The organism is Halothiobacillus neapolitanus c2, from assembly GCF_000024765.1.
GTDB lineage: Bacteria > Pseudomonadota > Gammaproteobacteria > Halothiobacillales > Halothiobacillaceae > Halothiobacillus > Halothiobacillus neapolitanus.
This window is the reverse complement of the sequence record NC_013422.1, coordinates 1,542,723-1,558,342: the sequence shown is the minus strand read 5'-3', so window position 1 is coordinate 1,558,342 and position 15,620 is coordinate 1,542,723. Positions and strand designations below refer to the sequence as shown.

Sequence of the window (15,620 nt, the reverse complement as noted above, 5' to 3'; positions counted from 1 at the left end):
CAACAAAACCAATCATGATTCAAGAGATAATGCATCTATTGCCTCATCGGTTTCCCTTTCTGTTAATTGATCGTGTTCTTGACTGGGCGCCGAATGAATATTTGGTGGCTGTTAAAAACGTGACTTTTAATGAACCTTTTTTTCAGGGGCATTTTCCGGTTCGGCCTGTCATGCCGGGTGTCCTGATTACGGAGGCAATGGCCCAAGCGACGGGTGTCCTGGCGTTCAGTAGTCAGGGTGTCGTGCCAAACCCCAATTCACTCTACATGCTTGTCGGACTCGATGAAGTCACGTTTCGTCGGGTTGTTGAACCGGGTGATCAGTTGATTATCCGCGTTGAACTGAAGCGTCTGATTCGTGGCATGGGTATTTTTCAATGTGAAGCCCATGTTGATGGTGAACTGGCGGCCAAGGCGCTGATTAAATGTGTTGCCAAGGAAGTGTCCGAGTGATTCATCCGACAGCCATAATCTCGCCGGAGGCGAGCCTAGATCCCAGTGTGGTCGTCGGGCCCTATGTGGTCATCGAAGGTAAGGTCGAGATATCCGCGGGAACGCAGATTGACAGTCATTCGGTGATCAAGGGCCCATGCCGGATCGGTAAAGACAACCATATCTACAGTCATGCCGTATTGGGTGAAGTTCCGCAGGATCTTAAATTCCACGGCGAGCATACAACCCTTGAAATCGGTGATCGGAACCAGATTCGTGAATTTTCTTCGATTCACCGTGGTACCGAGGGCGGCGGCGGCGTTACGCGCATAGGCTCTGATGTTCTCATCATGGCATACGCACACATCGCACATGACTGCCAGATCGGCGATCATGTCATCCTCGCCAACGCAGCCTCGCTGGCTGGACACGTCACCGTGGGTGATCACGCTATCTTTGGTGGTTTCGCCGTGGCGCACCAGTTCTGCCGAATTGGTGCGCATGCTTTTATCGGTGGTTTCAGCAAACTTTCCAAGGATGTGCCGCCCTTTGTTATGGCGGACGGGGCTCGTGCCCGTTCAATCGGCTTGAATAAAGAAGGACTCAGACGTCGGCATTTTGATGCTGAGACTATTGCATTGCTGAACCGGTGTTTCCGTCAATTGGTGAAAAAACAGGGGGATGAGATGGTTTGGGCGGAATTTGAACAAGCCGCTGAAACTGAACCCGCCTTGCAACAAATGCTCGACTTCATCAAAGGCAGCGAGCGAGGCATCACCCGCTGAGACCCGTGGAGCAAGTTCCTCGATGACAACCCAAAAATTTCGTACAGAGCATGACAGCATCGGGCCAGTGGACATACCGGCCGATGCGTTGTGGGGTGCACAGACCCAGCGAGCTATCGATAACTTCCCCATTAGTGGCATGCCGTTGCCCGCTAAATTTATCCGGGCATTGGCTCAGGTTAAGACTGCGTGCGCGCAGGCAAATATGACCTTGGGCGTATTACCCCCAGCACTGGGTGAACCGATCGTGCAGGCCAGCCGCGAAATTGCAGCGGGGCACTATGTCGATGCTTTCCCTATTGATGTCTACCAGACGGGTTCGGGCACCAGTACCAACATGAATGCAAACGAAGTCATTGCGCGACTAGCCAATGATTCGCTTCTAAATTCGGATCTTCGTGTTCATCCGAATGACCACGTCAATATGAGCCAAAGTTCGAATGATGTGATTCCCACCGCCATTCGTGTTTCAGCGGTCGAGGCGGTCGAACATGAGTTGCTGCCCGCGCTCGACTCCTTGAAGCAGTCTATCGAAGACAAAGCTCAAGCGCTGGCCGGAGTAACCAAAACCGGTCGCACGCATTTGATGGATGCGATGCCTGTTCGTTTTGATCAGACACTAATGGCCTATGTCGATCACCTTGATGGCGCCCGCTTGGGAATCGTTCAGGCTGTTGAGCGGATGCAGGCCCTGCCTCAGGGCGGCACCGCGGTCGGCACGGGCATCAACGCGCCCGAAGGCTTCTCTGCTGCCTTTATTGCGGCTCTTAACAACGAAACTGGTGGTGCGTATTGTTCCATGCTCCGCCCGTTTGCGGGTCTGGCTGCGCAGGATGAACCGGTTGCGATGTCTGCTGCTTTGCGCAGTTTGGCCATCGTGCTAACCAAAATTTCTAATGACCTGCGGCTCATGAATTCGGGACCGTTGGCGGGCTTCAGTGAAATCAGTCTTCCTGACTTGCAGCCCGGCAGTTCGATTATGCCCGGCAAGGTCAACCCTGTTGTTCCCGAAGCCGTCGCCATGGTAGCCGCACAGGTTCAGGGTTTAGATATGGCTGTCGCCCTTGCTGGCCAATCCGGTTTGTTCGAGCTCAACGTGATGTTGCCTTTGATTGCCAATAATCTTTTGCAATCCATTCAATTGTTATCAAATGCCATGCATTTGTTGGCGGATAAGGCGATTGCCGGTTTTACCGTCAATCATGAGCGGATCGAGGCTGCCTTGGGTATGAACCCCATTCTAGTGACGGCCCTGAACCCAGTGATTGGTTATGAATTAGGGGCGAAGATTGCCAAAAGAGCCTATGCCGAACGCAGAAGCGTATTGAGTGTAGCTCTTGAGATGACAGAGCTGTCCGAAGAAGAACTCAAGCGCTTACTGGATCCTGTCTTGATGACCGGAATTTAAGTAATTTTCTGGCTTCAGGGGATTTAGCGAAGATCAAGTCGAAAGAGTGAATTGTGCCAAACTATTGGGTTAGGCAAGGATTAGCTGTCAAGTAAAGTGAAGACTTCTCGACATTCCATACATGGATTTTCAATCGACGTTCCGAGCGTCTGAGCGTCTTCGAATAGTCGCAACACGGCGAATTTAACAAATCATTTTTTCAGTAAAAAAGGGCCGCTGTCATTCACACAGCGGCCCTTTTGTATGCAGTGACTCACGAGGTATCGGTTTTACCGATGCGTTACTTCGTGCGGATATTCCCAAAGACAGGCAAGTCTGGCTCGGGTCTCCAGAAACGTTAGATGGCCTCGTGTGCCTGTTTTTCTTCCGCAGGTTCAGCTTTTGCATGCGCATTAAGATCGTGCCCAATCATCATGTAGACACTGGGCACAACAAACAGGGTGAAAATCGTACCGATACCCAAGCCCGTGGAAATAACCAGACCAAGATCAAACCGGCTGACCGCACCCGCACCTGAAGCGGTGAGCAATGGCACCACACCGATGACCATGGCGAACGTGGTCATCAAAATGGGGCGCAGTCGCAACCCGGCCGCCTCGATGATGGCATCGCGTTTGCTGAAACCGGTTTTCTGAAGATTGTTGGCAAACTCCACGATCAGAATACCGTGTTTGGAAATCAGGCCAATCAGTGTGACCAGACCCACTTCGGTATAAATATTCAGGGTGGCCCTGCCGATGCCGAGATTGATGAAAATCATGGCGCCAGCAATGGACATGGGCACGGAGACTAAAATAATCAGCGGGTCGCGGAAACTTTCAAATTGCGCGGCCAGCACGAGATAGATGATCACGATCGCGAAGAAGAAAGTGAGCACCAAGCCGCCAGATTCCTGCACGAACTGTCGTGAGGGGCCCGCGTAATCATAGCTGTAGCCGTTGGGTAGGGTTTCCTTGGCCAGCTGGGCCATTTTCTCGAGCGCCACGCCTTGAGGCACAGTCGGGAAGTTGACCCCCTGAATCGTTGCGGCATTTTCCTGCTGGAAATGATTGATCGTTTCCGGGAGAACGTGGGTCGTTATGTGAGCCACGGTCGATAGAGGCACCATTTTCCCGCTGGACGTTTTCAGGTAATACGACTTGAGCTGATCAGGATTCAGACGGTACGCCTGTGCCACTTGCGGTATGACCTTGTACGAACGACTGTCGAGCTCGAAGTAGTTGACATAACCCCCGCCCAACATGGCGGATAGGGCCGAACCGATATCCTGCATGTTGATGCCGAGCTGGGCCGCCATGTTCCGGTCGATATTGATGGTGGCTTGAGGTAAATCGATGCGCAGGTCGGATTGCAGGAAGATGAAGTCGCCAGACTTGAGGGCTTTCTGCAGAAAGTCATTGGCTACCTGGAACAACTTGTCGAACGGATCGCTGGTCGTGATCACGAATTGAATCGGGAAACCGCGGGCACCGGGAAGCGACGGTGGCTGGAATACGGCATTCTGGGTGCCGGCAATCTGGGCGAGGTCCTTTTGTACCTGAGGCTGTAACTGCGTGGCTGTTTGCGTGCGTTCATCCCAGGGTTTGAGCACCATGCCGCTGATCACCTGCGTCGGTGTGTTGAGTTGAAATACGTGGTTGGTTTCTGGGTATTTTTCAAAATCCTTGAATACCTGTTTCGCGTAAAGTTCTCGTTGATCCAGCGTTGCGGTCGGTGAATTGAACGCCAGTGAGATCAGTACACCCTGATCTTCCTGAGGCGCCAGTTCGGAACTAGAGGTTGAATACAGAAAATAGATCCCGCCGAGCATGATGACGATAAACACCAGCACAACCGGAAGATAGTTCAGTACCCCATCGAGCCGCCGTTGATACCACTGATGCAGGCGGGTGAATTGTTTGTCCAGCCAGAGCACGAGATGATCCTGCCAGCCGCCGCCTTCTTTCTTCGGGGCACGCAGGATTTTTGAGCTCAACATCGGGGAGAGGGTCAGGGCCACAATGGCGGATATCACGACGGTACCGACCAGCGTGAAGGCGAATTCGGTAAACAGTGCGCCGGTCAAACCCTGCATAAAGCCGATCGGCAAATAAACCGCGATCAAGACGATGGTCATCGAGATGATCGGCGAGGCGAGCTCCCGTGCGGCCATTCTGGCGGCATCGATGGGTGTCTGGCCTTCCTCAAGATGTCGGCTGATATTTTCGACCACGATAATGGCATCATCCACCACCAGACCGATGGCCAGTACAAATGCGAGTAGGGTGAGTAGGTTGATCGAATAGCCCAGCATCAGCATCACTGCGAATGTACCGATCAGCGACAGCGGAATGGCAATGACGGGAATCAGCACGGAACGCAGGGAACCGAGGAAGACAAATACCACCAGGGTGACAATCAATACCGCTTCGCTGAGTGTTTTGATTACCTCGTCGATGGACGAATGAACGAACTTGGTCGAGTCATAGACGATGTTGGCTTTCAGACCGGTCGGCAGTTGGGCTTCGATGCCCGGCATGACATCACGGACCCGTTTGATGACATCAAGCAGGTTGGCACCCGGCGCCACCTGAATACCGATGTACACGGCTTTGCGTCCATCGAACGACACGCTCGAATCGTAATCTTCCGCACCCAGGGTGACATTGGCGACATCTTTCAGCCGAACGATCGAGCCCTTGTCTTCCTTGAGAATCAGGTTCTTGAACCCATCCAGCGAGTTGAGTGCGGTCGATGCGTTCAAATTAATCTGAACCATTTGCCCCTTCGTCTGGCCGCTGGAGGACAGATAGTTGTTGGCGGCGAGTTTGCTGTAGACATCGGCGGCCGTCAGCCCCACGGCAGCGAGTTTGTTCGGGTCGAGCCAGGCGCGCAGGGCGAAGTTCTTGGCGCCCAGCAATTCTGCGGTCTGCACACCGTCGACGGCCTGCAATTTGGGCTGAACCGCGCGCGTGACGTAATCGGTGACCTGGTTTGGTTTGAGCACATCACTGTAGAAGCCGATGTACATCGCATCAATGGTCTGACCGATACTGACCCGACAGGGTCGGTTTCTGGGACTGCGGCGGCAGTTGATTGAGGACTGAATTGACCTTGGTGTTGATTTCGGTCAACGCCTTGTCGGGCTCGTAATTGAGTTTGAGGTTGACTGTGATGGTGCTGACACCCTGCGTGCTGCTTGAGGTCATGTAATCGATGCCATTGGCCTGAGCGATGGCATTTTCAAGCGGGGTGGTGATGAAACTGGACACCAGATTGGCATCGGCACCGGGGTAAGCCGTCGTGACCGTCACCACCGCATTCTGGGTGTAGGGATACTGCAGCACGGGCAGCATGCCGAAGGATCGAAGACCCAACACCAGGATCACGAGACTGAGCACCGTTGCCAAAACCGGTTTGGCAACGAAAATATCCGTGAACTTGGGTTTATTTGATGACGCCGTACTCATTCGTCTTTAACCTCGGGGTGCGGGTTATTTGAAGGCTGGATTTTATTGTTGATGAACACCGGCGCACCGTTTCTGAGCTTGAGTTGACCGGCCGTCACCACCGTTTCGCCCGATTTGAGACCATCGAGGATCGCCACCTGATCGCCGCGTGTCGGGCCAGTGGTAACGACGCGTTGTTCAACCGTGAGTTTGGGTTTGCCCTGATCGTCCTTGCCCTCATCCTTGACGACGAAAACGGTGCTGCCGTAAGGGTTGTAGGCAATTGCGGTACTGGGTAGGGTCAAATACTGCTGAGCTTCACCCTGGTCGACATGCGCCGTCACAAACAGTCCGGGCAAGAGCTTGCCGTCGGGATTGGCAATGGCGGCACGAACCGTAATGTTACGGGTGCTCGTATCCACCTGCGGTTCGATGGCCGTGATTTTCCCCTCGAAGGTTTTTCCAGCGAACGCATTTGTTTGGATGGAAATGTTTTTGCCGGCTCTGACCAGAGACAATTCCGATTGCGGGATGGTGAAATCGACATACATCGGGTCGAGCTTCTGGAGGCTGACCACCGCGGTGCCGGCCGAGAGATATTCACCTAAATCGACTTTGCGAATACCCAATTTGCCTGCAAATGGCGCCTTGAGAATTTTCTGATCGATCAGCGCCTCTTGCTGCTTAACCTGTGCCTCGGCGCTTTTGAGATTGGCCTGATCGCTCTCGACCACGGCACGACTCACCGCATTGATTTTCAATTGTGCCTGGTCGCGTGTCAGGTTCTGCCGTGCGAGTACGACGGCTGCCTGCAACTGAGCCAATTGAGCCTTCAGCGGCGCATCATTGAGTTCCAGCAGTTTCTCGCCCGTTTTGACCGTCTGGCCGGATTTGAAATGAATCTGCGTAATCAGGCCACTGACTTCCGTGGCCAGCTCTGTGGATTGTGCCGCCTGCAAGGAGCCGATCACATCGACCTTAGGTTGCCATTCTTCCTTTTTGACCACGATGGTAGAGACCGCCTGCGGCGGTATACCCTTGCCACGAATCGCCTTGGATATCATTTCATTACGGAATTGCTGGAAGCCGTAGATGCCGCCAAACACCAGTGCAACCAGCAGCAGCATGATGATCATGCGGATGGGGGTACCTTTCTTCATGGTGTGTTTTTCTCCGGCTTAGCTGTTTGAACTTGTGACAAGGTTTGAGGTTGATTCGGGTCTGCTGTTGGTACGCCGCCCATGGCTTGGTACAGGGCAACGCTGTCTGTGAGTCGTTGCGAACGGGCAGCCAGTGTCAGAAGTTGCGTCTGTGCGACCTGTTGTTGTGCAGTCAGAAGCTGTAGCGAATTTATTGCACCTAGCTTCATCTGTTGTTGTGTTAGATCGAGCGATGCCTGAGCTGAGCGTTCAGCCGCTGCTTGGGCATTGAGCGTGTCAGCATCGATGGCAGTTGCGCGCAAGGCATCCGCGGTATTGCGCAAGCCGTTTAACACGGTTTGCTGATAATTAGCTGCGGCGGCAGAAAGTGAGGCCTTGGCTGCCTTGGCTCCAGATTCGAGGCCTGCGTTGAAGATTGGCTGTGTCAGACCAGCAATCAAACTCCAGATAATCGAGTTGGCATCAAACAGGCTGGCAGGTGTAAGGCCTTGAGAGCCCACAGTGGCCGATAAATTGATTTGCGGATACAGGTTGGAAACGGCGACACCGTACTGGGCCGATGCCTGATGCAGTAATGCGGTTGAGGCCTGAATATCTGGCCGCGAGGCAACCCATTGTGATGGGACGACAACGGGAAGCTCGGCTGGCAGCGTGAAATCGCTCAAGCTGAATACAGGCATGACCTTGCTTGGCGGTTGTCCGACCAATGTCGCCAGCAAATGGTCGCTTTGGTCGCGTTTGAGTATCAGCGGGGGCAGAGTGGCTCGCGTCTGGTCCAATTGGGTTTGAAGTGTCAGCACGTCGCTTTGGGTCGCGGCGCCCAACTCAAGGCGTGACCGAATCAGCTTCAGCTGTTCCTCTTGATTGCTGATGATGTTTTTGGTCGTTGCGATCTGATCGTTATACATCGCCTGCATCATGGCCTGAACAGCGATATTGCCCGCCAAGGTAAGCCGTGCGGCATCCAGCTGATATTTCTGGTAATCGGTTTGGGCAGCCAAAGCTTCGAGTGCTCTGCGATTACCGCCGAACAAGTCAAGATTGTAACTGACGGTCACACCCGCGTTATACAGGCCGAAGACACGCCCGTTTCCTTCCTGACCGATACCCGAATTGTTGGTCTTCTGCTTCTGGCCGCTGAGTTTGCCATTAACCTGCGGTAGCTCCGTGGAACCGTATTGAGCGGCGTAGGTTTGTCGAGCCTGTTCCAGTTTGGCCTCGGCAGCGGTAAGCGTGGGACTTGCGGCCATGCCCTGTTCAATCAGCTTGTTCAGTGCGGGTGAATGAAATGCCTTCCACCAATCACCCTGAATAAATGATGCTTGCTTGAGGGACTGAGCTTCACCTTGTTCGATACCGGTGGTTGCCTTGGTGCTTTTGGGCATCGCTTGCGCGGTGTAACCGGGAATGTCCGGTGCGGCAGGTGCAACAAAATCAGGCCCAACGGCTGAACAGCCGGCGAGCATTGTCAGTGATAGCAGCGTGCCCAATTTCAGCATTGGGGCGGAAAACCGATCACGCCAGCAGGCTAAATCATGCATGAAGTTGCAAGCTCCCAGAAAAATATCGAATTCTCATTATCACTACCGCCCAGAGCGAACATGGCTGCTGGCGCGGAAGGTAAACAGTTGCTACGCCGCGTTACATTTAGCAGGTTAGAGCCGGTTTATCTCGTCCTATCGACGAGTACCGCCGTACTCTTCTTGATGCGCGGGGTTGGTAGGGGGCTAATTAAAAGCCAGCGAACCCGAATAAAGTTAGCACATTAACGTTTTTTTTTATAGTTTTTTACTTGGTCATCGTGAGAAGTTCCAGGCTGGACCTATTTTGATGTTCAGTAGGCATTGGGCTTTTAATAACCTTTTGAAACTTATGGTTATTAATGCCTTGTCCGCTTTGATGGGTTTACAGCCAGTCTGTCAATGCGATACCGATACCTATGCGGTTTATCGAGCGGTTGTAATCAATCAGAGACTCACCGTAGCCATTGAAATACTGAACATAGCCCTTGATGTGCTTGTTGAGCGGAAAGCTGTAATCAATTTCGATTGAGCCGCGATTGTTCGATTTGAGATTGTTTCTCAAGGTGGCAGAAAGCGTGCCGGTAGGGAATTTGTAGGCCAGTAATAAATCGCCGTATCCCAGGTAATCGGTGATGTCGGGATTGTCATCTGTGGCCCGTGATTCGGGAATCCGGTACCAGCCGCGCAAGGCTCCGGCGAAATTTCCCCGACCAAATGCCGTTTGCAACGCCAAGCGATTCCAACTCCTGGAACGCAAACCGCCCTGACCATTCGATTGATGGATGAAACTGGCCCGCACCTTGCGGAAATTTAATCCCATTAAATCCTGATTGATGGTGACATCCAGCCCCGCCTCTGGCTCGTAGTTGGTTTCTCGGAACGGGGCGGATTCGGTGTTGTAGGTTTGCCACAATGAAAGCTGCGTATAGGCAAAATAAAACCGTGAGTCGGTACCAAAAGGGTGATCCCACCAATTGAACTGGAAGGAAAGCTGGAATTTGGACTCGATCTGCTGGGGTTTGAAATCGTAGACGGGGTTATCCAGACGGTTGGTTGTGTACGTCACCGGCAGAAAGTAGTTTGGTTTGTAGGCGCGCATCAGGAAAGCGTTTGAATTGGCTTGCTTTTCCTGATCAATGCGCTTGTTCAGTGCCTTGGCCTGAGGCACTGGCGCGGATGACGTATCGTCCGGCGCTACTGGATTTTGCACATGATCCGTAGGCACTGCATGTGTTGGTTCTACCTTTGCTAATTTGTCATAGCAGGCCAATCGGGCCGAGTCTCCCGTGATGGAGGCGCATTCCTGCCAGTCTGATGCGTGTGCCGATGGTGATAGGAATACTGCCGAAGTGAGAATCCAGTAAGCGCGTTTCATGACGGTATTCCATTTTTTGTACCAACACTAGTGTACTATTTCGTTCTTGGAGGCACATTGAGCGAGCCGCTGGCCGATTAGATGCAAGGCGCGCTCGCGCAGCAAGGGCCGCCCCCTTGCAAGCGGGCGCAACACCGCAGATGATCGGCCAGCGGCTCGCCCGAAGGGAGACCTCCGAATGCGCCATGACGGCGTTGCCGTGCTTGCCAAGGGTATGGCTATTGCCTGCGCACGGCGCCTTGTCCTGACGCAATCGGAGGGCTCTGAAAGTACCTCCAAGAGCGAAACAGTACACTAGCTTAGCAGGGAAGAGCTCTTTCTTTGAGTCTTGAATTATGCGGGATCATCACGTGGGGTTGAGCGGATGGGGGACGACTTCGATCCGGTTTCGACCATCGTGCTTGGCCCTGTACAGGGCATCGTCGCCGCAAAGATAGAGTGTGTCGAAGTTCACGCCGGGTCTCGCCAAGGTAATGCTGAGCGAGGCTGTCATGCGCAGGCCGAGTTCGCTTTCGCAACGCAGATTTCTGATCTCCTCGCTGATTTTCTCGGCCAGACTGATGACTTCTTCGAGTTGATTCGTGGGTAAGACGATGGCGAATTCTTCTCCGCCGAGACGTCCGCATAGCGCGGGTGGCTGTATTATCGAGCGCAGCGTATCCGCCAATCCGACGAGCACTCTATCGCCCGTGGGATGGCCGTAGCGATCATTGATCTGCTTGAAGTGATCGATATCGATCATGATCAGAGCGGATTTGGTCGTTTTGAGAAGTTGTTCCGCCTCATTGATAAGCGTCGTGCGGTTCAACAACCTTGTTAAGCCATCGTGACGGTTCTGGAATGTCAACGCCTCGGTCAGTTCGCGCAAACGCTGGTTCGCATTATTGAGTTCACGCTCGGTTCTGTCCGAATGGGCGATGACCCGACGCATTTCGCGGATCACGCGTTCATATTCGTCAATCAATTCCGATAATGCCGAGTGATCGGCGTGCGACGAAAAATTAACTTTAGCCTGTTTCGCCTTGTTCAGGACCGTTATTTCGCGTTCAAACAAGTCCGGAGCGTATGCGTCTTGAGTGGTCATTATCATTCAACGGCGTGGGCGTGGAATTCAATGGCAGGGAAGTCCTCGGCCAGTTCCAGTCCGAACTCCAGAATAGTTTCATCGTCCACGTCGTGGTACCAATCCAGCCTCACCGCATTGCCGGCCTCCGCTGCCTGGTACAGCATCTCGAAAAAGCTGAACAACATTTTTGTGCTGGAACTGTTGAAGTATAAAAGCTGAATACTGACGTCGATCTTTTCTTGGTCCAGCGTATCTAGGAACGCGTTCGTTTTCGTCAGAATGTCGCCGTAAAAGGCAGCGGCGCTTTCTGGATACGACTCACCCTTGAGTGATAGCCTTCGTTGCGGAAAATCAAAATCCACCTCCGGGGTGTTGTTGGTCGCCGCGAGATAAAATTTTTCCATTGTTCGGAATCCTGATGCGTGAAAAGTTAAATGGTGGCCTTGAGTGTGAACATCAACATGCCATGGGCAGCGGGTGTAAAGCCGTACTCAAGCGGAGCCGAGCTGTCCTTGGCGATGGTGAGAAAGCCCAGGCCCGAACCTTTGCTGTTTTCTGAACTGTCGCTACTGCGCAGCGTTTGCCGATAGGCATTTTTGATTTGCTCTGTCGTCATAACCCGCAAAGGGTCCAACAGCGGTTTGAGTTGCTCTGCGAATTCGGCGTCGACCGGGTTGGCGCAGAGGATGTAGAACCGGCCGTCGGCATGCGTCACCATCACCGAACCGGCACGCATTTCCAGCGTTGCCTGATCTGGCGGGGTGAGGGCATCACTCGAGTAGTGCACGATGTTCTGCGCCATCTCGATGAAGGTAGAAAAAATCTTGCGCCGCACGCTGCTCGATGCCTCCGACTGTTCCATGCGCAAACGCACGGCATCACCGATGGCGTTGATAATGTTCTGAGAAAAATAACCCGCGTAAAAGAAGATAAGATCTTCCGCCAGCCCGGGAAAGCAGGGCGGTGCAATCGGTGTGTCGTGTTCAGTCATGAGGCGTATTCCTGCTTCTTCCTGCATTTGATGCGGCGGCGGTTAGGGGTGATTCTGTTCAGTGTTGGGACTCAGGCCGGCGTGACACTCAGCGCCAGCAGGGTGACATCATCTCGTCTTGTCTGCGTGCCCTGATAGTGACTGAATGTTTCTATGAAACGCTGTTTTTGCTGTGGCATTTCGATTTGCCGTTGTTCGGTTAGAAACTGTGTGAGTCGCTTTTTGCCGAAGGCAATTTTTCTCGGCCCGCCAATCTGGTCGATCACTCCATCGGTCAGCATGAAAACGCGAGAGGGTTCGTCGATGGCGATGGTGTGGTTATGCCATTTGAAATCGAGCGGCGTGCTGGCGTAGCCCACTCCTTTTCGGTCACCGGTATGTAAGGTGATGGGTGCGTCGTTTTCGATGTTCAGGGAATACAGAACGCTGTGCGCGCCGGCATAGGTGATTTGGCGTTTACTGCGCTCGTATCGGAGGATGAGGCCGTCCAGACCATCGTCCGAGTTTTCCCTGTTGCCGTCCTGGTGCTGGTTCAGCGCATGTTTGATGTGCTGGTTGATTGTTGCCATGAGCGCGGCAGGGTTGCGATCACCCAGCTGATTGAGCGCCTGTTCAAGTGCTGATTCGGCAATCAGGGTCATGAATGCGCCCGGTACACCGTGCCCGGTACAATCGAACAAGATGGCCAGAAAGCCGTCTTCGCGTTGACTGAAATGGAAAATATCTCCGCCAACCACATCACGCGGCTGCCAGATCAACCAGTGGTTGTCCGGTAAAGTTTGTTCCAGCGCGATTTCCGAAGGCTTGAGCAGTGATTGCTGAATCACGCTGGCGTATTCGATGCTTTCAACCAACTGACGATGTTGTCGTGCCTGCAACTCGGTCATGGCATGCATCAGGTCGAGTACCTGACCGATGCCCAGATATTTGCCGTCCTGCACGATGATGAATCCGTCGGCAAAAACTTTGTTACCCGCTTCCACGGCCAGTGCGGTCAACTGTTCGATGCGCAGATTGGCTTCGACGATCAACGGCTCCTTATCCATAAACGTGATGCAGCTTTTCTGGCTATATAGTTCAGGATAGTAGGGCTTGGTCATCATGCTGTGAAAGATGTTCCGATTGATCAAACCCAAGGGGCGACCATCGGTCATCAGCACGGGGAGATGGGTCAAGCTCGACTGCTGGCCGAACAACGCCAAGACCTCTTCATTTCTGAAGTCCGGTGTAATGGCACGCGCTTCAATCACCAGGTCACCGGCGCAGCGGATCTCTCTCAACATGGCAGCAGGCCTCAAAAGAAATAACGGCAATATTCGGATTGATCGCGAGAATCAATGGGTCGTGATGCCCATAACTGACTCATGATGCGTGTTCGTTGTTACATTTTTTTGACAACCGACGCTCGTCAACCAAGAAATGATGTCGAGTGCAATTCCGTCTGGATTGAAAAGGGCAATATGGGAGAGAATGCCTCGAATACATGGTTGTGCTATGAAAAACAGAATCGAGTGGCCTGTATGCTTTGTGCCGAATACGGTTACCAATTAAAGAAGATGCGTTTTTGGCCGATATAGCGTTCGAGTCGTCCGGCACAACGCTGTGATCGTGGATGGAAAGCGCTAGACTGCGCCAATTACATAACAAGGTTGAATATCACCGTGAAAAAAGATGTGATGTCATCGGTTGATTCCCGTACCAAGCTTGCCGGTCATAATCGACTTGAGTTGTTGATTTTTGGCCTTGCTGACGATCAGCGATTCGGGATCAACGTATTTAAAGTGCGCGAAGTGATTCGCTGCCCCAAGTTGACCGACGTGCCCAAGGCGGCCTCATCGGTGCGTGGCATTGCGGACGTGCGGGGGCATACCATTACGATTATCGATTTGTCCGATGCCATCGGCGGCCCGCGGATGAGCCCCGAAGATGTGAAAGAGGCATTCGTTATCATTACGGAATACAACCGGGCGGTTCAGGGCTTTCTGGTCAATTCGGTTGATCGCATCGTCAACCTTTCCTGGAAAGAAGTCATGCCGCCGCCCACCGGCACGAACACCTCAAATTTCCTGACCGCGGTGGCGCGTGTGGATAAAGCACTCGTTGAAATCATTGATGTCGAGCAGATTTTCTCCAAAGTGGTCGGTACGCGCGAAGAAATTTCCGCCGATGTATTGCAACAAGTCAGCGGTTTGGCATCCAAAGAATGCATTGCCTTGGTCGCCGATGATTCGCTGGTTGCTCGCAATCAGGTGCGCAACACGCTCAAGCAGATGGGGCTTGAAACGGTGCTGGCAACCAATGGCAAGGAAGCGTTTGATACCTTGCGCCGTTGGGCAGACGATTCTCCCGAACAGCTCGACCGGGTCGCTCTGGTTATCTCGGATATCGAGATGCCCATCATGGATGGCTATGCGCTCACCACCCAGATTCGCCGCGATCCTCGCCTGAAATCGCTTTATGTCATCCTGCACTCGTCGTTGAGTGGGGTGTTTAACGAGGCCATGGTCGAAAACGTCGGTGCTGACCGTTTTATTGCCAAATTCCACCCGGACGACCTGGCCAAGGTCGTCGCAGAGGCGCTCCGTAACCGACCGCAACATCTGGTCGAGACGAAATAGGGATGGAGGCCGAGCAATACCAGAGGTTTTGCGACTTGCTCGAAAAGCGCAGTGGCATTCTTTTGGGCGTTGATAAGCGGTATCTGGTGGAAACCCGGTTGAGTCGCGTGTTGCGCGATCAGAAGATCGAGTCCATTGACGCACTGATGGGGCGATTGCTCAATGGCCGCGAACCTGCCCTGATCAAGGCGGTCATCGAGGCAATGACTACCAACGAAACACTCTGGTTTCGGGATGAATATCCTTTCGCCGCGTTGCGTGACGTCTTTTTCCCTGAGGCGGTGGCGAAAAAAAAGCAAAATCTTCGCATATGGTCGGCGGCTTGTTCTTCGGGGCAGGAGCCGTACTCGATCAGCATGCTCGTCAGCGAGATCAAACCGCCATTTTCGGTTGAAATTATCGGTACCGATTTGTCTTCTCGAGTATTGGAGCAGGCCAACTCCGGTATTTTCGATGAATTGTCGCTTGGGCGGGGCTTATCTGCGGCACGTAAACAGCAATTTTTCGATGTTGTAGATCACGGTTGGAAAATCAAACCGGAAGTGCGGCGACGTGTCCGTTTTCAAGTCGGTAATCTGCTCGATCCGCCGGTTGGCTTGGGGCGTTTTGATATCGTTTTCTGTCGAAACGTGTTGATTTATTTTGCACGTGAAACCAAGGCGCAGATCATTGAGCATATTGCCAATTCTCTTCAGCCTTGGGGTGTGCTTATTCTGGGTGCATCCGAGTCTACTCAGCAATTGAGTGACCGTTTCACTGTGGAACGTCTGCCGAGCGGCGGCATGGCTTTCCGGTTGAAAAGCTAGGCTTTTGCGCTTACTGCCTAATCGATGTA

The 15,620-nt window shown here is 53.0% G+C and carries 12 protein-coding genes and 1 pseudogene; 5 read left to right on the top strand and 8 right to left on the bottom strand.

Annotated elements, in window-relative coordinates:
• Positions 1-14: 14 nt before the first annotated feature.
• From fabZ to HNEAP_RS07215, 3 genes are read left to right on the top strand one after another with little or no spacing between them, the layout of a single operon-like run.
• Positions 15-452, top strand: a complete 438-nt coding sequence (gene fabZ / locus HNEAP_RS07225; protein ID WP_041600396.1) for a 3-hydroxyacyl-ACP dehydratase FabZ — start codon at positions 15-17, stop codon at positions 450-452.
• Positions 449-1,216 (top strand): acyl-ACP--UDP-N-acetylglucosamine O-acyltransferase, encoded by a 768-nt coding sequence (gene lpxA, locus HNEAP_RS07220; RefSeq protein ID WP_012824308.1) that lies wholly within the window; start codon positions 449-451, stop codon positions 1,214-1,216. The genes fabZ and lpxA overlap by 4 nt, the downstream gene beginning before the upstream one ends.
• A gap of 22 nt (positions 1,217-1,238) precedes the next feature.
• Positions 1,239-2,624 carry a class II fumarate hydratase gene (locus HNEAP_RS07215; protein WP_012824307.1) on the top strand — a complete coding sequence of 462 codons (1,386 nt, stop codon included), beginning with the start codon at positions 1,239-1,241 and terminating at the stop codon, positions 2,622-2,624.
• Positions 2,625-2,961: 337 nt separating this feature from the next.
• Here the strand turns inward: HNEAP_RS07215 and HNEAP_RS07210 are convergent.
• The 8 genes and pseudogenes from HNEAP_RS07210 to HNEAP_RS07175 all read right to left on the bottom strand — a co-directional run bounded on the left by HNEAP_RS07210 (position 2,962) and on the right by HNEAP_RS07175 (position 13,450).
• Positions 2,962-6,073: pseudogene (locus HNEAP_RS07210) on the bottom strand (efflux RND transporter permease subunit).
• Positions 6,070-7,212: an efflux RND transporter periplasmic adaptor subunit gene (locus HNEAP_RS07205; RefSeq protein ID WP_012824306.1), complete on the bottom strand. Its 1,143-nt coding sequence runs from the start codon at positions 7,210-7,212 to the stop codon at positions 6,070-6,072. The pseudogene HNEAP_RS07210 and the gene HNEAP_RS07205 overlap by 4 nt, the downstream one beginning before the upstream one ends.
• Positions 7,209-8,753, bottom strand: a complete 1,545-nt coding sequence (locus HNEAP_RS07200; RefSeq protein WP_012824305.1) for an efflux transporter outer membrane subunit — start codon at positions 8,751-8,753, stop codon at positions 7,209-7,211. The genes HNEAP_RS07205 and HNEAP_RS07200 overlap by 4 nt, the downstream gene beginning before the upstream one ends.
• A gap of 364 nt (positions 8,754-9,117) precedes the next feature.
• The gene (locus HNEAP_RS07195; RefSeq protein WP_012824304.1) at positions 9,118-10,110 is read right to left on the bottom strand and encodes a phospholipase A; all 993 of its coding nucleotides are present in this window, start codon (positions 10,108-10,110) and stop codon (positions 9,118-9,120) included.
• A 346-nt stretch (positions 10,111-10,456) separates the two neighbouring features.
• Entirely contained in the window at positions 10,457-11,194 is a 738-nt protein-coding gene (locus tag HNEAP_RS07190; protein ID WP_049772492.1) for a GGDEF domain-containing protein, read from the bottom strand.
• A gap of 2 nt (positions 11,195-11,196) precedes the next feature.
• Positions 11,197-11,580: a DUF1987 domain-containing protein gene (locus HNEAP_RS07185; protein WP_012824301.1), complete on the bottom strand. Its 384-nt coding sequence runs from the start codon at positions 11,578-11,580 to the stop codon at positions 11,197-11,199.
• Positions 11,581-11,606: 26 nt separating this feature from the next.
• On the bottom strand, positions 11,607-12,167 hold the full coding sequence (locus tag HNEAP_RS07180; protein ID WP_012824300.1) for a SiaB family protein kinase: 561 nt from the start codon (positions 12,165-12,167) through the stop codon (positions 11,607-11,609).
• A gap of 71 nt (positions 12,168-12,238) precedes the next feature.
• Entirely contained in the window at positions 12,239-13,450 is a 1,212-nt protein-coding gene (locus tag HNEAP_RS07175) for a SpoIIE family protein phosphatase (RefSeq protein WP_012824299.1), read from the bottom strand.
• 378 nt (positions 13,451-13,828) lie between these two features.
• Here HNEAP_RS07175 and HNEAP_RS07170 point away from each other — a divergent pair, with 378 nt between their 5' ends.
• A complete protein-coding gene (locus HNEAP_RS07170) occupies positions 13,829-14,785 on the top strand; it encodes a chemotaxis protein (protein WP_243726316.1) in 957 nt (318 codons plus the stop codon).
• Positions 14,786-14,787: 2 nt separating this feature from the next.
• Positions 14,788-15,591: a CheR family methyltransferase gene (locus tag HNEAP_RS07165; protein ID WP_012824297.1), complete on the top strand. Its 804-nt coding sequence runs from the start codon at positions 14,788-14,790 to the stop codon at positions 15,589-15,591.
• Positions 15,592-15,620 lie beyond the last annotated feature (29 nt).